Here is a 21,779-nt window from a genome sequence, read left to right on the forward strand (position 1 = left end):
GGTAACGGATACGCTACACTGAGTAAAGATTACAAAAGAGAAAGAGGACATCCACTTATGCGAATCAATAAATTTATTAGTGAAACAGGATTTTGTTCCCGCCGGGCAGCAGATAAGCTCATCGATGCCGGACGTGTGACAATTAACGGAAATGTAGCTGAGCTCGGCTCGCAGGTCGAAAAAACGGACGCCGTCGAAATTGACGGACATCCGCTTCAAGCAAAGCCGGAACTCGAGTATTTGATTTTAAACAAACCGGTCGGCATCACATGTACGACGGAACGTGACATTGAAGGTAATATCATTGATTTCGTCAATCATCCGAAACGGATTTTTCCGATCGGACGACTCGATAAAGACTCGGACGGATTGATTATCCTGACGAATGACGGAGATATCGTCAACCGGATTTTACGGGCAGAAAACAATCACGATAAAGAGTATATCGTGACGGTCGATGCACCGATTACGGAAACATTTATCGAAGGAATGGCAAGCGGCGTCGAGATTCTGGGAACGACGACGAAGGAATGTGTCGTCGAACAGCTCGAGTCGCGGACGTTCCGAATCGTTTTGACACAAGGATTGAACCGACAAATTCGCCGTATGTGTAAAGAGTTCGGTTATCGTGTCAAACGCCTGCAGCGCGTCCGAATCATGAACGTCGAACTCGGTGATTTACCAATCGGGGAATGGCGTGATTTGACGGAGTCGGAAATGAAGACATTGTTCCAGATTCTCGATCAACAATAAGCTGAAAAGTCGCCATGATGATGGCGGCTTTACTTGTATACATTGAAGGGGGTTCATCGTGGATAAACGGGGAATGAGTGCGACGTTCGTCGCCTATGTGATTGGAGGATTGTTACCGATCTACAAACTGTTTGCGGATCAAATACCGGCCTGGACGGTCGTCTCGATTCGCATCATCAGTGCTTTTATTTTTGTCACGTTGTTACTGCGACTGACAGGGAAGTTTAAGCACGTCAAGCAACTTTGGCGAAGCAAACGTCAACGGAATACCGTTTTAGCGGCAGGACTCGTCCTTGGGGGAAACTGGACCTTGTATTTATACGCAATCGGCGAAGGGTATCTCGTCGAGTCGTCACTCGGCTATTATATTAATCCACTCGTCAGTGTCTTGTTCGGCTTATTATTTTTCAGTGAACGTCTGAACCGGACCCAGTTACTAGCGATTGTCAGTGCTGTCACGGGTGTCCTGATTCTAACGTTCGGGTACGGAAAGTTTCCGATCATTGCGTTTTCACTCGCCATCTCATTTGCCTTTTACGGTGTTCTGAAAAAGAAGGCAGCGGCAGAACCGTTATCCGGTCTGTTTCTTGAAACACTCGTGACGCTACCGTTTGCCGTATTGACGCTTGGTTTAACGGGAGCGAATCCGCTCGCCTTGCCGACGGAAGCTTTGTTCGCGATCGTCATGTTAGGAGTGGCAACGGCGATTCAATTGATGTTGTTTGGATACGGAATGCCGAAAATCCCGTTCGTCTATGTCGGGATTTTACAATATATCGCTCCGACCTTGACCTTGATTCTCGGAGTCTTTTTATTCAATGACGTCTTTACACCGATTCACTTCATCGCGTTCCTGTTCATTTGGCTGGCCGTCGCTGTCTTTACAATCAGTGGGATATCAAGCGGACGAATGAAAATGAAAAAAGTATCGTGATTGAGAAAAGAGGAAATTATTCATGAATAAATCAGGTTTTATCGCAACATTATCCGCCTATATCATTTGGGGTTTGTTGCCGATTTACTGGAAATTACTTGCGACCGTCTCGAGTGAAGAGATATTAGCCCACCGAATCGTCTGGTCGTTTATTTTCTTACTGTTATTATTATCCCTTCAAAAAGCATTGCCGAAGTTTACGGGGGCATTGAAAAACCCGTTCACCCGTCGTCTTTTTTTCCTGAACGGACTGATCATCAGCATGAACTGGTTCATCTACATCTGGGCGGTCAATCATAATTTTATTGTCGAAGCATCGCTTGGGTATTACATCAATCCGATCGTCAGCATCGTTTTCGGGGTGTTCTTTTTCCGGGAGAAACTGTCACGGATTGAATGGCTCGCGATTCTCCTTGCGACGATCGGCGTCTTGATTCTGACGATCGGTTATGGGAAGTTTCCTTGGATTTCGCTGGCGTTGGCCTTCAGCTTTGGTTTTTACGGTGTCGTCAAAAAACAACGGCCGCTTGAGTCAACGGTCAGTTTGACGATTGAAACACTGGCTCCGTTACCGATTGCCATCCTGTTCTTAGGATACATGGGTATCAGTGGACAAGAGACATTTACGTCGTCTCCCTTTGTGATGATCGGACTCTTTTTGACAGGTATCATTACCGCTGTTCCGTTATTATTGTTCGGATTTGGAGCGCAGCGGATTCCGTTTACGGTCGTCGGTTTTCTGCAATTTGTTGCTCCGACATTGTCGCTTGCCATCGGTGTTCTCCTGTACGATGAACCCTTTACGAGAACGCACTTGATTGCGTTTACATTCATTTGGTCGGCTGCCCTGGTCTTTACCTTGAATGGTTTATTGATTCGGAAAAAACAGTTACGAAAAGTCGCGTAAAAAGATAGAAGTCTGACCTCTTGCGTGATAGAATGAAAACAGAGTCTAAGGGATATCCTTAAGGAGGAAATGAATCATGAATTTAGCAGGAATGATTGACCATACCGCTTTAAAAGCAGAAACGTCACGTGCTCAAATCGAAACACTTTGTAAGGAAGCACTCGAATACAAATTTGCAAGTGTCTGTGTCAATCCGACAAACGTAGCACTCGCGGCAGAACTTTTGAAATCAGATGACGCAGTTAAAGTCTGTACAGTCATCGGCTTCCCACTTGGTGCAAACACACCAGAAGTAAAAGCATTCGAAACGCAAGATGCTATCAAAAACGGTGCAACAGAAATCGATATGGTCTTAAATATCGGCGCATTGAAAGACGGCGATCTTTCACTTGTTGAACGCGACATCCGTGCGGTTGTTGAAGCAGCGAACGGTACACTCGTCAAAGTCATCTTCGAAAACTGTCTTTTAACAAAAGAAGAAATTAAAACAGCTGCTGAGTTATCCGTTAAAGCAGGTGCAGATTTCGTCAAGACATCAACTGGCTTCTCGACAGGCGGCGCAACGGTGGAAGATATCCGTCTTATGCGCGAAACGGTTGGACCTGACATTGGTGTCAAAGCTTCAGGCGGCGTTCGTGATTTCGAAGGAGCAAAAGCAATGATCGATGCTGGCGCCACACGCATCGGTGCTTCTGCCGGAATCGCCATCGTCACAGGCGGTTCTTCAGACAGTGATTATTAATTTAAAGTGATTATCGAGCATGTTCTGTTCTACAACTTTGGTTGTGAACAGGACATGCTTTTTTATTTTGGGATAATTCTGAATTTGATTTTTAGGTTAAGAAGTCAGACAACCTTTCCGATAATCAATTGTAGAACAGTGAAGGGAAGTGGAAATATGTCAAAACGATTCAGTTTGTCCGTACTAGTATTGACAATCGGTCTGGCAGGTTGTGGAAGTATCATCGATGATCCGCAACAAGCAGTGAAGGAGCGTCGAAAAATGGCAGTCGTTTTATCCGATGTCGGATTAGGAGATCAATCGTTCAGTGATGCAGCGATGAGCGGCATGTCCTTACTGCGTGAAAAAGAAGACTGGTTCATTGATTATAGAGAATTAAGTGAAACAAAGTCATATGAAGCGGCATTTGCCACATTAGCCAAACAACAGCCGACCGTTGTCGTCGGTCTCGGTTTCATGGGACAGGCAGACCTGGAGAAAGTCGCCAAACAGTACCCAAAACAGCAGTTTGCACTGATTGATGCCGTGTCGGAACTACCGAATGTATTATCCGTCACATTTAAAGAGGATGAAGGCAGTTATCTGGCGGGAGCAGCGGCAGCGATTCAGTCCGACAGTGAAACGATTGGTTTCATCGGCGGTATGAAATCACCGCTCATTGAAAAGTTTGAAAAAGGTTACCGGGCCGGTGCAACAGCGATTAATCCGGACATCCGTGTCCTCGTTGATTATGCGGAAGACTTTGCTGCGCCGGACAAAGGACGGGAACTGGCAAACGCTCAAATGAAAAAAGAGGCGGATGTTTTATATGCGGCGGCAGGGCTTACCGGAAGTGGTGTTCTGGAAGCGGCAGAAGAAAAAGGAAATAAGGCCATTGGTGTCGACAGTGATCAAACGGCAATTGCACCGGACGCAGTCATGACGTCGATGTTAAAACAGGTCGATCTTGCGATTACGAAAATTGGCGACAGCGTTAAGGCATCGGGTCTTCAATCCGGTCAAATCGTGTTAGGGGTCAAAGATGGAGCCATTCAATTAGCACCGATTCGTAATGCCAACTTTACAGCAAAAGAACTGCAACGACTCGAACAATTGAAACAAGAAATACTGGAAGGCAAGGTGAAGGTCCAATGACGTTACGAAAACGATTTTTAATTTCGACGCTCGTGACGATTGTCAGTGTCGTCGCCCTGATGGGTTGGACATTATTCGAGCTACGGCAAATCCAGTCCTACAATGAGGATTATGGAAAACAATTAGTCGAGATTTCAGAACTGGAGACCAAGTTACTGTATGAGCAGGCAGCCTGGAACCGGTTAGCAAGCCAGCCGTCAGAAAACCAAAAAGAACAGGCACTTGCCTTAAGTGAAAAAAATGAAAAAGCTGTTGATTCATTACAAAAAACTTATTTGATTGATCGGTTTAAACCCGATTTGAATCGTGCCAAAATGAAGTATACGGTCTTAGCAGAGAAACGGACGACATTATTAAATGAGCTCAATCCAATCGCGATCCGTTCCCATGCAGCCCAGGTGGAAGGGGTATTAAGCGATTTATACACGTTACATACGAAGAACGGTGAATTTTACGATGTACTGCAACAAGAAGCGAAAGACAAAACGTTGAATCTGACGCGTTCAGTTTTAATCGCGACATTCATCCTTTTGATTGCATTAGCACTCTACAATTGGTACTTTGCTCGGAGCATCACCCGTCCAATCAGCCGGGTCGTTAAAACAGCGGAACAGATTTCACAAGGGGATGTCTCACAACAACTCCAGGTGTCAGGACGGACGGATGAAATTGGCCGTCTTGAGTCAGCAATCGCCCAAATGCAAGGGACATTGCATGGCGTCATTGGAACGATTAGCCAAACGTCGACGACCATTAATCAGATGAGCGAACAGGCGACAGCTGAAAATGCCAATATCGTTGAAGTATCTGGAAACATGACACATGCCATCAATGAAATGGCCAGTGGTACGCAAACCGTCTCAGATGACTTACAAACGACCGTCAGTACGATCACGGATATGAGTACATTGTTCGAACAAAGTGAACAACGGGCGCAACAGGCATTGAGTCAAGGGCAGCTCGCCGATACGACGATGGGGAAAAGTGCCACCATCATGCAGGAACAAGCGGAATCACTGGCGACGGCTACTCTCCAAAATCAGGAACTCGGTCGCAAGTTGGCTGGATTCTTACAACAAACACAGCAAATCGAACAGATGGCACAACTTGTCTCAAGTGTCTCGGCACAAACGAATTTACTATCGTTAAATGCTGCAATCGAAGCAGCACGGGCAGGAGAGGCGGGACGCGGGTTTGCTGTCGTTGCGAGTGAAGTGAAAAAGCTGGCGGATGAAACACATCAAGCAACCCGCTCTATTTTCTCTTTGGTTCGTTCAATTCGGGCAGACGGAGCAATTTTGCAGGAAGCGTTACTTCAATCTGAAAAAGAACAAGCACACCAAGTTCAAAACTTTGCAGAGGTGACAGCAGCATTCGAAGAAACCCGGGGACATGTGACGGATGTAACGGAAGCTGTTCAGTTCATGACAACGCAGCTGCTTCAATCGAAAGACCAGGCCAATCAAGTGGTCAATCAGGTCAGTTCAGTCAGTGGCGTGATGGAAGAATTGGCTGCGGGGAACGAAGAGGTCGCAGCGTCGATGCGTGACCAACAAGCATCATTTGAACAAATCCATCAGTTGATGCTGGAACTGGAACAAACGACGACTTCACTCGATCAACAAACCAGCCAGTTCAAACTGTAATTCAAAAAGAAACATCAAAAAATCCCTCATCGGAGTTATTCCGGTGAGGGATTTTGCATCAACAGTTAAAAGAAGTCACTTGGATTCAGTTCGTTTGTCCGGCCATTGGCATTGTATTGATAACCGCCGTCATGAATCTCAAAATGAAGGTGGGGACCGGTTGAATTTCCGGTACTTCCAAGGTTACCGATTTGTTGTCCTTGTTTCACCTGTTGACCTTGTTTGACGGTCAGGGAATTCATGTGCGCATAAACGGTCGTGTACGTTTTTCCGCCGATGCTGTGCGACAGATACACGTGGTTACCGTAAGGACCGCCTGAGCTTGCCAAAATGACAGTTCCACTCGCAGAAGCAACGACTGGCGAATTCAGTGGACCTGCAAAATCAATCCCGTTATGATACGCATAGCCGTTACTTCCGCTGGCAGCACCCATTCCTTGTGAAATGGAACCGGCAGCCGGTTTAATGAACTTTCCAGTTGCTTTGGAGAGGACTTTTGTACTTGCTTTTGTAACAGAAGCAGGTTGCGCCGATTGCGCGGCTGCTTGTTTTTCTGCTAGTCGTGCAGCTCGGGCAGCTGAACGGGCTGCAGCTTCTTGTGCCTTCAATTGAGCGGCTGCATCTTTTAGGCTCAAGATGTTCGTTTCGATGGAACGTTTTTCTGTCTTCAAGCGTTTCAGCAACGTTGTTCGTTTGATTTTTTCTGCCGTTAATTCACGTTGTTTCTTTTTTAGAAGCGTGCGATCATCAATCAAATCGACACGGGTTTGCTTCAATTCTTTTTGAGCAAGTGCCAATTGATGTTTGTTGTGTTCGTAATCTTTTAATAAAGAAGCATCGCTTTCAGCAATCGTATTAAAGGCATTAAACCGGCTGATCATATCGCCGACATCCTTGGCACCGAAAACGGCTTCGAGAAGCGGATCCTCATCTGCTTTCGACTGGCGGACTGCTAACCGGTCTCCTAACATTTTTTCCTGCTTGTTGATCTTTTCGCGCAAGGCATCAATTTTTTGTTCCAATCGTTTGATCTGTTTACGATTGCGATCAATTTTTTGTTGATTTTCAACGACCTGCAATGTCAAACCATTGATTTGTTGATCAAGGGCATAGACTTTTTGCTGGGCTTTTGACAATTGAGCTGTCTTTTTTGAGAGTGCCTGCTTTTGCTTTGACTGTTGTTGCTGGTTTTGCTGCTGTTTTTCTTTATAAGAACTTGCTGCTCCGACCGGATGGGCAAGTGGACTGAAGAGTAATGTCATCGTCATGAGGGACAGACCGAGTGTTTGTTTTAAAGATGATTTCATAATTGAATCAATCATTCCTTCCTTAATCAGATACATTTTTTAAAATGTTACCTGTTCTACTCTAACAAGAAATTGGTCAAGTCTCCGTTACAGTTTCATTAAAAATATTATATGGAAATTATCAGGGAGTAACATTCCTTTTTGTAAATCATTTTTTGAATTTTTTCAAAAGAAAGAGAAAACTGTTGGCAAAACAGGAAAGAAGAAAAAATAAAAAAAGTGAATACCAGGATTCACTTTTAAAAAAGGCGTGATATGTTTTTGTAATATTAAGAAGAAGTGAAAAAAGAAGCGTTTGATGCATCAACAAAAAGGTTATAAAAATTAGTTTTGCTTTATTCTTCGTAAATCATTTTTCGTGTCATTCCGCCGTCGAGAACCAATGTTTCTCCCGTCAGGAAGTCGTTATCAGGATTCGTCAAAAACAGAGCAGCCCGGGCGACATCTTCAGGTTTTCCGACTCGTCCGGCCGGGTGCTGACTATGATCTTCTGGTGAAAGTTCATGATAATTTCCGGTTTCAATCCATCCGGGAGCAATGGCGTTGACCAAAATCCGGTCGGGTCCTAAAGAAACGGCCAAAGCATGCGTCAGTGCTACAATCCCGCCTTTAGTAGCCGCGTAAGATTCCGTATCCGGCTCGGACATAAAGGCACGGGTGGAGGCCAAATTGACAATCCGTCCACCGGCCGGGTTTTTCTTCAGATAAGGGGCGGCGGCTTTTGTCGTTAAAAAGATGCTCCGCAGATTGGTATGTTGAACACGGTCCCATTCATCGATCGATAATTCAAGTAACGGTTTACGAACCATGATGCCGGCATTGTTAATCAGGATATCAACTCGACCGGTATGTTCGATGGCTTTATCAATCAATAGGTTGACGTCTTGTTCATCTTGAACATCCAAATGATAAAAATAAGCGGTTCCGCCGTCGGCTTCGATTTCTGCTGCCAGGTCATCACCCGTCATTTGATCAATGTCGGCAAGAATGACTGATGCGCCTTCCTTGGCATAAGTCTTGGCAAGTGTTGCTCCAATGCCATTGGCGGCACCTGTGATGATGACAGTATGATTGATATGATTCATTGTAAATTCCTCCTGGGGAATGTGTAGTTGGGTAGACTGCTATAATCAGATAGCCGAAAATGAATCGATTAAAACATACTGGATCCTTGAAGAAAGGATTATCCAGATAGGCATTAGGGAACATAAAAGGTAGCTAACGCTACTATTATGTTGAATGGGGGATTTTTGATGGATTTATCAAATCAAAAGCTCGAAACAGAACAAGAAAAATATGCAGATGAAGCTAAAGCGTACATCAATCAACCTAAAAAAACGAATTCGATGCTGAAACGAGCAATTGATAAAATAAATAAAAACTCAAGTTTATCAGTTGTGTTCTCGCCGGTCCGCTTATTTGTCGACATGGTTCGCTCTTACCAATCAGGAGAATATCGAAATATTCGCCGGACGACGATTTTGAAAGTCATCGGTGCTTTGATCTATCTCGTTTCTCCGATTGACCTGGTCCCTGATTTTGTACTTGGATTTGGTTTTGCGGATGATATCGCCATCGTTCTGTTCGTGACAAAAACAGTGTTTGAAGAATTGACACGTTTTAGTGACTGGCAAGATGAGCAACAAAAAGCAAGCACACAACCGCTTCAAAGTGAAGATGCGTATTAATCGGATGGATTGATCCTACCCTGCCGCTGACATGGAGTCAGCGACGGGGTTTTTAGCCGTGAAACCGAACACGATTTCTGTACGCTACCTCAAAAGTTCGTTACACTGGAGTTAGAAGAAAAATCCAGTGAAAGGGGGGGAATCATGGCTTGGCATTCGTGGATTGAATCGTATGGCTATTTCGGAATGATGTTGACGTTAATGTTTCCATTTTTACCGAGTGAAGTACCGTTAGCTTATGCGGGCTACCTGGTACATACGACGCAATTTAATCTCATTATCATGTTGATCGTCGCAGTACTCAGTTTCGTGATTAGTCAAAACATCTTTTTTACGATTGGTCGGCTCGGAAGTGACCGTCTGCTTGCCCGTGTATTTAAATGGTTTCGGATTTCTGAAACGAAGATGAATCAGTTTCAACGTCAAATGGACACACGCGGCCGTTTTATCCTGTTGTTGTCGCCGATGTGGCGGATGGGATTTGCCATCGGGGCCGGATTAACAGGTGTTTCACGGTGGACGTTCACAGTTGCCACGACAATCTCCTTTTTTGCCTGGTCAGTCTTTTTCATTTGGGGCGGGAAAAAACTGGGGCATGGTATGATGGGACGGCATCATGAACTCCATCACTATACACCTTGGTTCATCGGGTTATTCGTATTCGGAGCCGGATATGTCTATTTCCGGAAGAAAACGCTTATGAAAAAACAAAACGCTTTAAAAAAATAGAGGAGTGTTCATATGGCAGTGATTTTATTTGATATCGACGGAACATTGATTGATTCAACCAATCAAATGACGGAGGCAATTCATCTGGCGATGGAAGATATGCCGCATCTTGTCAAACCATCAAAAGAGAGTGTGCAGTCCAGTTATGGTTTGGCAGGGAATGCTTTTTGGAGAAAAGCGATTCCGGATGCTTCAGAAGAAGATATTCGCGCGATTCGAAAAAAACGTCACCATCATCTAGAACAGACGATGGCGGGACAGGATGTTTTGTTTGACGGGATTCGTGAGACGTTAGAAACGTTAACCAAACATGGACACATCGTTTCGACAGCAAGCAATTGTGGCGTTCACTATTTGAATCTAGTGCTCGACAGTCAAAACATTCGCTCGTATTTCACAAGTCCGAAATGTCTGGAGTCGGTTCAAGGGAAACAAAAAGCCGATATTCTAGCAGCCCATCGAGATGAATTCGGAGCGGTCGAATATTTGATGGTGGGAGACCGTTCATCGGATGTCGAAGCAGCACGGATCCAACAGATGCCCGTTGCGATTTGCCGGTTCGGTTTCGGAACGGAACAGGAGTGGAATTCGGCTGATTATCAGTTAGAGACACCGATGGACGTATTGAAATACGTGTAATAAAGATACAAAAAAGAAGCGATGCTGACAGCGTCGCTTCTTTTTTGTATCAATCAAAATCGAGCCGGTATTGTTCATGATTTGTCCATGGACGGAAACGACGGAATAAGTGGTGGAATAAGAGACAAAGAAGAATCGGTAAAATGATGAAGAGTCCGAAGACAACCGAGATATTGCCCCATGTCCAACCGCCGGTTATTAAATGTAACGCATTGATCGGTCCGATCAGGCCTGACATGCCGAAACCGGCACTGAACGGGGTTCCTTGAATCCCAAGAACACCAGCCAGTCCGCCGAGAACTGCTGCACTGCACATGACAGGTAAAATCATGATAGGGTTTCGGATGAAATTTGCCATCTGGATTTTAGGAGATCCTAAAAAATGAGCAATAGAAGTACCCCGTGAATTGGCTTGCCAACCGGCAATCGCAAGTCCGAAACCGGCGGCACAGACACCTAAGTTGGCAGCACCGGCGGCAACACCGGATAAGCTGATTGCAGTTGCGATTCCGACGGTCGACAACGGAGAGACAATCAGGACAGAGAAGATGACGGCTAACGTGATGCCCATCAACACAGGTTGAAGGACCGTAAAATGAGTAATCAACTGACCGATACTGGCAGTGATTTTTGTGACATAAGGATAGGTCAGGACACCGATTCCGCCTGCTCCGACAATAATTAAAGTCGGAATGACGAGGACAGTATACGTTTTAAACCGATTGCCGATCCACATAACGAGAGCCGTTGCAATGGCAGCCGTTAGTCCGGCATTGATGACATCCCCCGTGCCGACGAATAAGTAACCTGCTGTATCGGTCCGGCTGGCGACACCTGATCCAACGACAGTCGCGAGACCAATCGATGTAGTCTCGATGGGCGACGTCTTAAACTGCATCGCTACGGCGACACCAATCACCATCGGTAACAAACGCATCGCAAGCGCGGTAGAGTCGATGATATGTTGGGCGGGAGAAAAGTACGGAAGCAAGGCTTTGGCGAGTTCGCCAAGTAAGGCTCCGGGGATAAGTGCAACTAAAATCCCGATACTAAGACCGTTTAACACATGGATTCCGAATTGGCGGTCAAACCTTTTCGAAGTTGCCTTCATAAAAATCACTCCTTATGTATCACTTTTGTGCATAACAGTATAAAAGCGATGGATTGTGTTTAATCATACGAAAGTCTCTGTAGCACGTCAAGGTAAAAATGGAATTTTCTGAAAAAAATAAAGGCAAAGTATTCGCACTCACAGGATAGGACTGCTAGAGTGAAAGAGTAAAAATCGGGGAGGGAACAGTTATGTCAGAACAACAAATCGTATTAGCCAACAGACCGGACGGACGTCCGACACGGGAGACGTTCCGGTACGAAAAGATTGAACTGAATGAGTTGCAAACGGATCAAATCCTGTTAGAGACGCTTTATATCTCAGTTGATCCATACATGCGGGGACGAATGAACGATTCCCGCTCTTACTCTCAGCCATTCGAACTGGATGCACCGATTCAAGGAGGCGTAGTCGCACGTGTCATCGAATCAAAAGCGGATACACTCGAAGTCGGCGACATCGTCGTCGGAATGCTTGATTGGGCAACAAAATTAGTCGTGGACGCCAAACAAGTCCGTAAAATTGATGCATCATTGGCACCTGTCTCAACGGCACTTGGTGTACTTGGGATGACTGGTATGACGGCTTATTTCGGATTACTGGATATCGGGAATCCACAGCCCGGTGAAACGGTTGTCGTCTCGGCAGCAGCCGGAGCAGTCGGCTCGATTGTCGGACAAATTGCTAAAATCAAAGGTGCACGGGTCGTCGGTATTGCGGGAAGTGATGAAAAAATTCAGTATCTCAAAGAAGAACTCGGATTTGATGAAGTCATCAATTACAAAACGGAGCAAATCGGAGAAGCACTCGATCGGACCTGTCCGGACGGCGTCGATGTCTATTTTGAAAATGTCGGCGGGGAAATCGGTGATGCAGTACTCAACCGCTTAAATCCATTTGCCCGTATCCCGGTCTGTGGAGCAATTTCCGGTTACAATGAAAAAGAAGATATTGGGCCACGTGTGCAATCCAAACTGATCATCGCCCGTGCCCGGATGCAAGGTTTCTTAGTCGGAGATTACGGAAAACGTTTTAAAGAGGCAGCGGAACAGCTGGGGCAATGGGTCAATAATGGTGAATTAAAGTATGAAGAAACGATTTTTGAAGGGTTTGATCAAGTGCCGGATGCGTTTCTCGGACTGTTTGATGGTTCGAATACAGGAAAATTGTTGGTCAAGTTATAAGAAGACGTCAAAAAAGGTTTTGCTTTCCTTTATGGGAGAGCAAAACCTTTTTTTATGGAAAATCCTATTTATTGATCAGCGGGATCTTTTTTTAATTCTTCCAAGTCTGGATCCGGATGCTGTGTTTCAGCCGGTTTGATACCGGGATCAGATGTTTCCGCGGGTTCCGGATCCGGGTGTAAACCGACATCTGCTGTTTTGTTTGGCAAGTCTTGTTTTTTATCCGTCATGATTCTGTCATCTCCCTTATCATCAATACTTTTCTTTTACATTTACCCCAATTGATTGTTCTAAAACGAAAAGCGACAGGTTTGAGTTCATTGTTTTGTGCGAAACACGTTGTGAACCAAATCGACTCCACGCATTTTTGTCCTGATTTCATGACGAATGTCCGGAAAACCGTTAAAGGCTTCACCAAGTCTTTACAAAAACCTTGCAGATCCTTTAAGTCTCCTTTGAACTGGACTCGTAGACTGATAGGGAGATGAAAGAAGGAAGGGTGTATACGCGTGAGTGGACAACAATTTAAAAAAGCAGTCATGAAACAACTTCAATGGGTACGCGAGGAGAAGCAACGGCTTCGATTGGAATCAAAGGCAAGTGTTGCTTCCATTGAACGTTTACAGAAACTCCCGGTACTGACGATGAAGACCGGAATCCGGCCTAATACTTCCGGACGTCCTTCAACAACAACGACTTATCACGAACAAAGTAACAGCGGATTGTTACAGGAGATTGCATATGCAGATATTCCCCTGCACAGCGGAACGCGTTATTTTGAGCAGCGGCCACTGGAAGTCGCCATCGTCTGTTCCGAATTCATGTATGCCTACTATCAAGATGCGCTCCACTTACACTACGTCAATCCGGCAACGTTTGAAGAGGTATTTGAAAAACCGATTGACCTGTTCCTGGTCGTATCCTCATGGAAAGGACTTCAGGGAGATGACTGGAAAGGTGTCGCCACACCGACCTCCAAAAAACGGGCCCGTCTGATGGAAATGATTCGGCAGGTGAAGGGGAAAGAAATACCGGTTGTTTTTCAATCGACAGAGGATCCAAGCAACTTTGACCGTTTTAGTGATGTGGCAAAGGAAGCGGATTATATTTTGACGTCAGACGAAGCGATGATTCCGGAATATCAGGTGTTATGCGGGCATGACCGGATTGAAGCGACGACGTTCGGGGTGAATCCAATCATCCATAATCCGATTGGTGCGACACGCAGTCGAAATAAACACGTGTTGTTTGCCGGCAGCTGGATGGCAAAGTATCCGGAGCGTGTCAAAGACACCGAGATGTTATTTGATGGTGTCTTACGTTCCGATCATACACTCGATATCGTTGACCGCAACTATCAGTTGAACTTACCGGATTATCATTTTCCGCAACGTTACGTCTCGCGCGTCGCACCATCGATTCCTTATGAGACATTGCAACAAGTCAGTAAGTGTTATGACTGGGTGTTGAATTTAAACAGCATTAAATATAGTAAAACGATGTGTGCACGACGAATCTATGAATCCCAAGCACTCGGAAATCTGATTTTGTCGAATTACAGCATCGCCGTCAACAATGATTTTCCGAACGTGTTTACCGTCCATGATCATCAAGAGGCGCAAGCGATTTTAGAACGTACGACCGGGGATGACGTGAAGCGACTCCGGGCAGAAGGCATTCGTTCCGTCATGTCATCCCATACCGTCTATGACCGGATTGATCAGATGGCCCGCTTGCTGAAATTACCTGTCCAGCCGTTGCGACGAAAACTCCTGGTTGTCTTACGAAAAGTGACACCGGAGCTAAACCGGATGCTAGAACACCAAACCGTATCACCGGATTGGATTTACCGCGAAGAAGACCTGACGAAAGAATTATACGAGCAGACCGATTTAGTCGCTGTACTTGATGGGACGGAGTCATACGGAGAGTACTACCTTGAAGATTTAGTGAACGGATTTAAATACAGTGATGCCAGCATTGTCCGTAAAACAGCTCAAGATGAGATACCATTCGTCATTCAGGACGAGCTGGGCCGGACGGGTGGCAGTATGATTTGGCGTGCTGACTTTTCTTATGAACAGTTCAGTGAAGGGAAGATGGCAGGCAAAACATTGCTTCTTGATGCACTCGAGTGGAACGAACAAGGGAAGTCATCTGCTGTTGAAACACCGATACTGTCCGTCGTCGTGCCGATTTTTAATAATGGATATCATCTCACGTATAAATGCTTTGCCAGTTTAAAACGAATGGATCGATTTGCCGAGACGGAAATTATCTTAGTGGATGATGGATCAACAGACCGGATGACGTTACTAGCGATTAATCGTCTCGCGCGACGACACGGCAACGTCGTAACCTACCTGTTCCCGACAGGCGGAAGCGGCAGTGCGTCACGTCCGCGCAATAAGGGTGTTGAACTGGCGCGTGCCGAACGGATTGCGTTCCTGGATCCTGATAACGAAGTGTTGAGTGACCGGTATGCCGAATTGTTGAAGGAACTCGATCAAGACCCGACACTCGATTTTGCAGTCGGACATATGAAAAAGCTGGCCGAAAAAACAAGTATCATCGCTTTACCGAAAGTTCGGAAAGAAGGACGGATGGTTTGCGATCAACCTAAAACGTATTTGCTAGAGAACCGCTTTTCCGTCCAAAGTATTCAAGCGTTAGTCGTCAAGAAAAGCTTTTTGCAGAATCATCAGCTGGAGCAAGTCGTCGGAGCCGTCGGACAAGACTCCTTGTTTTTCCAAGAAATGATGTTGCATGCGGACCGTGTCTTACTCGTCAACCGTGTCATTCATTATTACTACGCCGCAGTAGCAGGTTCGACTGTCAACTCCCTGACCGTTCGCTTCTTTGAACGCAGCGTCGTCCGGGAAAAGGCCCGGGCTGAAAAGTTTGCACGTTATGGTGTCCTCGATGCCTACAAAGAAACCCGCTTCGAACACTTTTTTGAACATTGGTATTTGGTGAAACTTCGTTACTGCAGTGATAAAGATTTTGGTCCGAGCGTCGCGCTCCTCCGAATGATTGTCGCTTTTTATGAACCGGTGACATTGACGAATCCGTTGATCCGCCGATTCGTTGAACTTGCGGATAAAAAACAGACTGATGCTATTCAAGCATTGTTATTAGAGGAGGTACGGTGATGCCAACAAAACAGATGACACGACCAAAAGATGAAATCCGTGCCGCTTATTATGACCAACTCGGAGTCCAGTTCGGAAAAAAAGTCCGCTCACGGATTCACTGGATTATTCGCGAGACAAAGGGCAGTCAGATTCTCGACATCGGTTGTTCAGGAGGACTCGTCCCGATTTTACTCGGTCGTGAAGGGAAACAGGTTGTGGGAATCGATGTCTCACCGGAAGCCATCACAGAGTCAAGACAAGCATTGGAAAAAGAAGCACGTTCGGTCAAAGAGTTGATTCAGTTTGAAGAAGCCAATCTGATGACGTTTTCAAACAGTCAACGTTTTGATACGGTCTTGATGACGGAAGTTCTCGAGCATATCGGCGAACCTGAACGTTTTGTCCAAAAAGCCTGTTCCTTCCTGAAACCGGGTGGACGGCTTGTCGTAACGGTTCCGTTTGGTGTCAATGACTATGCTGACCATAAGCGGACGTATTATTTACGTCATTTGTTGGAGCAATTGACACCCTATGGAACGATTGATCGATTGGAGCGGATGGACAAGTGGTTAGGCGTGATTGTGACGCTTCATGAGGAAAAACAACCGGTCCGCAGTATGACGAATCAAGAAATCGACTGGTTGGAAACGGCTTTTGAAGCAATCGAGCGGATGCATTTGACTGAAATCGTTCGATTAAAAAACCAGCAAAAGAAATGGGAGCAGAAACAGCTGAAACAGCAGACCAATGAGCAGGAATATGCGGAGTTATCATCAGAACATGAGCGGCTGTTACAACAAGTGACCGAACAAGAAGAAACGATTGCACTGTTGGCACAACAGTATCAGTTGGTCCTCGAACGGTATGAAGGAGCACTTGTATCGAATCTGGATGTCTTGGAGGCGAATACGCAATGGAAATTAAAATACCGATCACTGGCAAATTCAAAACTTGGAAAAATCGCCGTCCGTTACTGGAAGTTCCGACGAAAGCTCAAACAAAGACGGGCCCGGAGACGATGAATGTGTTGATGATCTGTCAAAATTTCTATCCGGAAATCGGCAGTGCTGCCAATCGGATGAAAAATATCTTTAAACGGATGGAACAACAAGGAAGTAACGTCCACGTCCTGACATCAGAACCACTGTACCCGACGGCGGAATTGTATACGGACGCGATGTTTTGGGACGAACCAAGTTTGGATGCAGCTAACATTACCCGGATTCAACCACGTGACCTGCGGGCGACGACAAACTTATGGCGACGGCTCCGGTTGTTTTTAGAACAGTTTGTCCTGGCGGTCCGGGAAGTACGGCAGGATCAAAAACAGTATAGCTACATCTATGCGACGACGCCTTCCATCTTTATGGGACTGGTCGGAGTCGTTGCCAAGTTCATCAAAAAAGCACCACTCGTGTTAGATGTCCGCGATTTGTGGCCGGAATCACTGGTCGGTGTCGGTATCACGAAGTCACGTGTGTTGCTTGCCCCGCTCTACTGGCTTGAGAAATGGATGTATCATCGGGCCGATCAAATTGTCATCAACAGTGAAGGGTTTCGTTCGTATATCGAGAGCAAAGGGATCGCACCGGAGAAAATTCATTACATTCCGAATTCAATCGAAGAAAACGAATGGTTGATTAAACGGAGGAAAGTGTCGGAGCAGGTCCGCGTCGTCTATACGGGCAATATCGGATTGGCACAGGATGTGTTCTTATTGCTTGATGTAGCGGAGCAATTACAAGAGGATGGAAACATTGAATTTCACGTCGTCGGATACGGCTACCATAAAGAAAAGTTTGAAGAACATGTCTTAAAACGCGGACTGACGAATATTCATTTCATGAACGCGATGCCGAGATGGGACGCGCTGAAACAACTTGCGAAAAGTGACATCGCCTTTGCGACGTTAGTCGAAAGTACGGCATTCGATACGGTAACGCCCGGGAAAATCATCGACTATATGGCAATGGGATGTGCGATTGTCGGAGCCGTTTCAGGACATGCGGCAAAAGTGATTGAAGAGGCCGGTGCAGGATTCGTCTCACGGGAGCGGTGTCGTGAGACAATCGTCGGACAAATCCGGTATCTCGCAGAACATCCGGAAGCGCGTGAAGCAATGGGCCAATCGGGTATAGCGTATGTTCAGACCCATTTTGACTGGGAACAAAATCAAGAACGATTGTTTGAAGCGATTCGTAAAACTAATTTTCAAGTAGTAGGGGTGAGTGAATGAAACGGGTCGGGATGTTTGTTTGGAATACGTTTACGAATGATGCACGTGTTTTACGGGAGTGTACGGCACTCGCGGAAGCAGGGTATCACGTCGATTTATATTGTCTCAATGATGGCACATTACCAGCGATGGAGTATCACCCGAGCGGCTTTCAAATCATCCGAATTGAACGGACACCTCCTTTTGAAACAATCCTTCGTCGTCTGAAGAAGCGTAACCCGGTTACGCTTCTGGCTGGCGCAGGATTGTTCTTGTTCGTTCCTTGGCTGATTCCGGTTGCCGTCATTCTGTATATGTTGCAGAAAAGCCGGTTTATCCGCTATGCACTGTATAACAGCTTCGGGATTGTCCGGATGACACGGGCAGCACGTAAGCGGAACTACGATATCATGCATGCCAACGATTTAAATACATTACCGCAAGCGATTTCGGCCGCGAGAGGGGCAAAAATCGTCTACGATTCGCATGAAGTCCAGACGGATCGGACGGGCTACGGAAAAGGACAAGGCGGTTTAGAACGTCATTTATTACGATTTGTGGATCAGACGATGGTCGAAAATGAGACACGTGCCGATTACCACTTAGCCCTTTACGGAGAGCGACCGGCCGTGTTGCACAATTATCCATTTTATCAAGAAACGGTACCGGAAGCACGCCCGCTCCGTCAAGAACTCGGAATGGACGAAAACGAACCGATTTTATTGTACCAAGGCGGTATTCAGGAAGGACGGGGGCTCGGGCGGTTGATTGAAGCGATGCCGTTGATTCGAAACGGCACACTGTTGTTCATTGGCGACGGAAAAATCAAACCGGAGCTTCAACGGCTGGCGGCTACGTCCTCAGAACGAGAACGTATTCATTTTATGGATAAGGTACCGCTTGATCAGTTACCGAGTTATACAGCAGCAGCGACGGTTGGGTTTCAAGTGTTAGAAAACGTTTGTTTTAACCATTATTCGGCCTCTTCGAATAAATTATTTGAATACATGTCAGCCCTTGTCCCGGTCGTGGCAGCAGATTTACCGGAAATCCGTGGTGTCGTCGAGACAGAGGCCGTCGGACTGATTGTTGACGTTGAATCACCGCAATCGATTGCCGCTGCCGTCAATCAAATCGTCGAAGAGGACGGGTTACGTCAGGCGATGAAAGAACGGACAAAGCAGGCACGGCAGAAATACAACTGGGATAAAGAAAAAGACCGATTATTGACTGTCTACCATGAATTAGTGAAGTAAATGAACGAGAACAGAATCGAGAAACAACAAAGATGCAGGTAATTCCACGCTGAAGAACGATGGAATTGACCGGATTGTGTTGTTTCTCTCGCGAATGCAACAAAAGTTCGTTGTTTATTTACAAGCTTTACAAAAAGCATAGGAAAAGGGCGGAATGTAAGGTCTGTGAAGAATGGTTTAAGAGATGGTTAGAAGCATTGGAAACACAAGCAATTGTCGTTATGGTCTAGGTACAGCCACGACACAGTCAGTTTTTTTGACGTGAAGGACTAACTCGTACCTAGATGGAGGAATGACAAAATGAAACTTTGTACAATCGGACTCGGATATATTGGATTACCTTCTTCAGCCATGTTTGCAGATCACGGAACGGACGTCGTCGGGGTCGACATCGACCCGCGCATCGTTAAGATGTTGAATGCGGGAGACATTCATATTGAAGAACCGGGACTTGAAGATGTCATCAAGCGTGTCGTCGCAAACGGAAAGTTTCGGGCAACACTGACACCGGAACCGGCAGATGTCTTTTTAATTGCTGTTCCGACACCGAATTTAAATGACACGTATAAATCTTGTGACTTGAAGTATGTCCTGTCAGCCGTTCAGAATATGTTGCCGCACGTTCAAAAAGGCAACGTCATCATCGTCGAATCAACAATCGCTCCGCGGACGATGGATGATCATGTCCGACCATTGATTGAAGCAGCCGGGTTCGTTATCGGTCAAGACGTCTTCGTCGTTCATTGTCCGGAGCGGGTGCTTCCGGGACAAATCTTACATGAACTCATTCACAATAACCGGATTGTCGGCGGATTGACACCGGCTTGCGCGGATGCAGGAGCGGCTGTCTATGAAACATTCGTTCAAGGTGAAATCGTCAAGACGGATGCGAAGACGGCAGAGATGTCGAAATTGATGGAGAACACGTTCCGCGATGTTAACATCGCCCTAGCCAATGAACTGACGCAAGTGTGTCATAAACTCGAGATCAACGTGCTCGACGTAATCGAGATGGCGAACATGCATCCACGTGTCAATCTACATCATCCGGGACCGGGTGTCGGCGGGCATTGTCTTGCGGTGGATCCGTACTTCATCGTCGCAAAAGCACCGTCGCTTGCCCGGATTATTCATACGGCACGGGAAACAAACGTCAACATGCCGCACTTCGTCGCTGAACAGGCAGAGCGCCTTGTTGCGTCTCACGTCCGACCAAAAATCGCAGTGTTCGGCGTCACATACAAAGGGAACGTCGATGATATGCGCGAAAGTCCGGCTGTCGATGTCATCGAGCAATTGATTGACCGCGGCATGGATGTAGCAGTCTGTGATCCACACGTCGAACGTTCGATTTCGTCACGCTTTGAGCTTGTCGATGAGATTGATGCGATCCAAGGTGCGGATCTGGCACTGGTACTCGTCGACCATGATGAGTTTAAACAGTTTGATTCAAGGCGTCTTGTGAATCAGATGCGGACACCCGTCTTGTTTGATACAAAAGGAATCGTTCAACCGCTTGAAGACATCACGGTCCTGAATTTTGGTAACTTGCATACGTATCAAACGACGGAAGTGGATGCGAAGGCGATATGAACGGGGTCGGTACAATCGGGAAAGAGCTGAAAGATCATTTTTATCTAATCTTTCGTCTTTCACTTTATGAAACAAAAAGTCAGTACAGCATGCAATACCTCGGATGGTTCTGGGAAATCATGACACCACTTCTGCAGATTGGGGTTTACTGGGTCGTGTTCGGTTTCGGAATCCGTGGCGGAAATCCGGTCGACGGAATTCCATTCGTCTTTTGGTTGGTCAGTGGACTAATTGCCTGGTTTTTCATCGGCAGTACGATACCAAGCGGCTCACGATCGATTTACGGTCGGGTCGCCCTTGTTTCGAAAATGCACTTTCCACTCAGTACGATTCCGGCCTATGTCATCTTGGCGCAATTTTACCGTCATGTCGCAATGATTGCCTTGACGATTGTTCTCGGAATGGCATTCGGTTATTTTCCGGGCTGGCATACGTTTGAATTGTTGTATATCGTCCCGGCTGGTGTGATTTTTCTGTATGCCGTCTCACTTTTGTTGTCTGCTCTGGCAACGATGATTCGGGATGTACAAAACATGGTGACTTCGGCGATCCGGATGTTGATGTATTTGACGCCCATCATGTGGATTCCACCGAATCACAGTCTGTTTAAGACGTTGTTGATGATCAATCCTCTCGTCTATTTGATCGAAGGATACCGCTCGGCATTGATCGGGACCGGTTATCTGCTCGATCACGTCTGGTATGGAGTCTACTTCTGGACTGTGACGTCCGTTTTGTTAGTGGTAGGAGCAGCAGTTCATCTGCGGTTCCGGCGGTACTTCATTGATTATGTCTAGGAGGAAAAAA

20 protein-coding genes are annotated in these 21,779 nt (G+C 46.1%); 16 read left to right on the plus strand and 4 right to left on the minus strand.

The window, feature by feature from the left end; genetic code table 11:
- Positions 1–57: 57 nt before the first annotated feature.
- The 6 genes from rluF (at position 58) to HNY42_RS05535 (ending at position 6,116) form a co-directional block, all read left to right on the plus strand.
- A complete protein-coding gene (rluF, locus tag HNY42_RS05510; RefSeq protein ID WP_188005226.1) occupies positions 58–753 on the plus strand; it encodes a 23S rRNA pseudouridine(2604) synthase RluF in 696 nt (231 codons plus the stop codon).
- 58 nt (positions 754–811) lie between these two features.
- Positions 812–1,687 carry an EamA family transporter RarD gene (rarD, locus tag HNY42_RS05515; protein ID WP_188005227.1) on the plus strand — a complete coding sequence of 292 codons (876 nt, stop codon included), beginning with the start codon at positions 812–814 and terminating at the stop codon, positions 1,685–1,687.
- 22 nt (positions 1,688–1,709) lie between these two features.
- Complete coding sequence (gene rarD, locus HNY42_RS05520; protein WP_131503934.1) at positions 1,710–2,594, plus strand: EamA family transporter RarD; 885 nt, start codon at positions 1,710–1,712, stop codon at positions 2,592–2,594.
- A 76-nt stretch (positions 2,595–2,670) separates the two neighbouring features.
- Positions 2,671–3,336, plus strand: a complete 666-nt coding sequence (gene deoC / locus HNY42_RS05525) for a deoxyribose-phosphate aldolase (RefSeq protein WP_026829012.1) — start codon at positions 2,671–2,673, stop codon at positions 3,334–3,336.
- 156 nt (positions 3,337–3,492) lie between these two features.
- Entirely contained in the window at positions 3,493–4,470 is a 978-nt protein-coding gene (locus tag HNY42_RS05530; RefSeq protein ID WP_131973222.1) for a BMP family lipoprotein, read from the plus strand.
- On the plus strand, positions 4,467–6,116 hold the full coding sequence (locus HNY42_RS05535; protein WP_188005228.1) for a methyl-accepting chemotaxis protein: 1,650 nt from the start codon (positions 4,467–4,469) through the stop codon (positions 6,114–6,116). Before HNY42_RS05530 ends, HNY42_RS05535 begins: the two co-directional genes overlap by 4 nt.
- Before the next feature lie 65 nt (positions 6,117–6,181).
- Here HNY42_RS05535 and HNY42_RS05540 read toward each other — a convergent pair whose 3' ends face one another.
- Together HNY42_RS05540 and HNY42_RS05545 are read right to left on the minus strand one after the other, a co-directional pair.
- Complete coding sequence (locus tag HNY42_RS05540) at positions 6,182–7,438, minus strand: murein hydrolase activator EnvC family protein (RefSeq protein WP_188005229.1); 1,257 nt, start codon at positions 7,436–7,438, stop codon at positions 6,182–6,184.
- Positions 7,439–7,758: 320 nt separating this feature from the next.
- Positions 7,759–8,508 (minus strand): SDR family NAD(P)-dependent oxidoreductase, encoded by a 750-nt coding sequence (locus HNY42_RS05545; RefSeq protein ID WP_131973219.1) that lies wholly within the window; start codon positions 8,506–8,508, stop codon positions 7,759–7,761.
- Between the two features lie 168 nt (positions 8,509–8,676).
- On the opposite strand from HNY42_RS05545, the gene HNY42_RS05550 reads away from it, so the two are divergent.
- The 3 genes from HNY42_RS05550 (at position 8,677) to HNY42_RS05560 (ending at position 10,479) form a co-directional block, all read left to right on the plus strand.
- Positions 8,677–9,111, plus strand: a complete 435-nt coding sequence (locus HNY42_RS05550) for a YkvA family protein (protein ID WP_026829007.1) — start codon at positions 8,677–8,679, stop codon at positions 9,109–9,111.
- 144 nt (positions 9,112–9,255) lie between these two features.
- A complete protein-coding gene (locus HNY42_RS05555) occupies positions 9,256–9,840 on the plus strand; it encodes a DedA family protein (RefSeq protein WP_131973218.1) in 585 nt (194 codons plus the stop codon).
- Positions 9,841–9,852: 12 nt separating this feature from the next.
- Entirely contained in the window at positions 9,853–10,479 is a 627-nt protein-coding gene (locus HNY42_RS05560; RefSeq protein ID WP_188005230.1) for an HAD family hydrolase, read from the plus strand.
- A 49-nt stretch (positions 10,480–10,528) separates the two neighbouring features.
- Here HNY42_RS05560 and HNY42_RS05565 read toward each other — a convergent pair whose 3' ends face one another.
- Complete coding sequence (locus HNY42_RS05565) at positions 10,529–11,590, minus strand: PTS sugar transporter subunit IIC (protein ID WP_188005231.1); 1,062 nt, start codon at positions 11,588–11,590, stop codon at positions 10,529–10,531.
- Positions 11,591–11,781: 191 nt separating this feature from the next.
- On the opposite strand from HNY42_RS05565, the gene HNY42_RS05570 reads away from it, so the two are divergent.
- Positions 11,782–12,774, plus strand: a complete 993-nt coding sequence (locus HNY42_RS05570) for an NADP-dependent oxidoreductase (RefSeq protein ID WP_131503938.1) — start codon at positions 11,782–11,784, stop codon at positions 12,772–12,774.
- 68 nt (positions 12,775–12,842) lie between these two features.
- On the opposite strand, the gene HNY42_RS05575 is transcribed toward HNY42_RS05570, so the two are convergent.
- Positions 12,843–13,004 (minus strand): hypothetical protein, encoded by a 162-nt coding sequence (locus HNY42_RS05575; protein WP_165871660.1) that lies wholly within the window; start codon positions 13,002–13,004, stop codon positions 12,843–12,845.
- A gap of 279 nt (positions 13,005–13,283) precedes the next feature.
- Between HNY42_RS05575 and HNY42_RS05580 the strand changes: the two genes are divergently transcribed.
- The 6 genes from HNY42_RS05580 (at position 13,284) to HNY42_RS05605 (ending at position 21,769) form a co-directional block, all read left to right on the plus strand.
- Positions 13,284–15,926: a glycosyltransferase gene (locus HNY42_RS05580; protein ID WP_131503939.1), complete on the plus strand. Its 2,643-nt coding sequence runs from the start codon at positions 13,284–13,286 to the stop codon at positions 15,924–15,926.
- Positions 15,926–16,930, plus strand: a complete 1,005-nt coding sequence (locus HNY42_RS05585) for a methyltransferase domain-containing protein (protein ID WP_131503940.1) — start codon at positions 15,926–15,928, stop codon at positions 16,928–16,930. Before HNY42_RS05580 ends, HNY42_RS05585 begins: the two co-directional genes overlap by 1 nt.
- The gene (locus HNY42_RS05590) at positions 16,822–18,144 is read left to right on the plus strand and encodes a glycosyltransferase family 4 protein (RefSeq protein WP_255508425.1); all 1,323 of its coding nucleotides are present in this window, start codon (positions 16,822–16,824) and stop codon (positions 18,142–18,144) included. Before HNY42_RS05585 ends, HNY42_RS05590 begins: the two co-directional genes overlap by 109 nt.
- Complete coding sequence (locus HNY42_RS05595; protein WP_131503941.1) at positions 18,141–19,379, plus strand: glycosyltransferase; 1,239 nt, start codon at positions 18,141–18,143, stop codon at positions 19,377–19,379. Before HNY42_RS05590 ends, HNY42_RS05595 begins: the two co-directional genes overlap by 4 nt.
- A gap of 300 nt (positions 19,380–19,679) precedes the next feature.
- Positions 19,680–20,972, plus strand: coding sequence for a nucleotide sugar dehydrogenase (locus tag HNY42_RS05600; protein WP_131503942.1), 1,293 nt, complete (start codon positions 19,680–19,682; stop codon positions 20,970–20,972).
- Positions 20,969–21,769 carry an ABC transporter permease gene (locus HNY42_RS05605; protein WP_131503943.1) on the plus strand — a complete coding sequence of 267 codons (801 nt, stop codon included), beginning with the start codon at positions 20,969–20,971 and terminating at the stop codon, positions 21,767–21,769. The genes HNY42_RS05600 and HNY42_RS05605 overlap by 4 nt, the downstream gene beginning before the upstream one ends.
- Positions 21,770–21,779 lie beyond the last annotated feature (10 nt).

Source organism: Exiguobacterium sp. Helios, assembly GCF_014524545.1.
Taxonomy (GTDB): domain Bacteria; phylum Bacillota; class Bacilli; order Exiguobacteriales; family Exiguobacteriaceae; genus Exiguobacterium_A.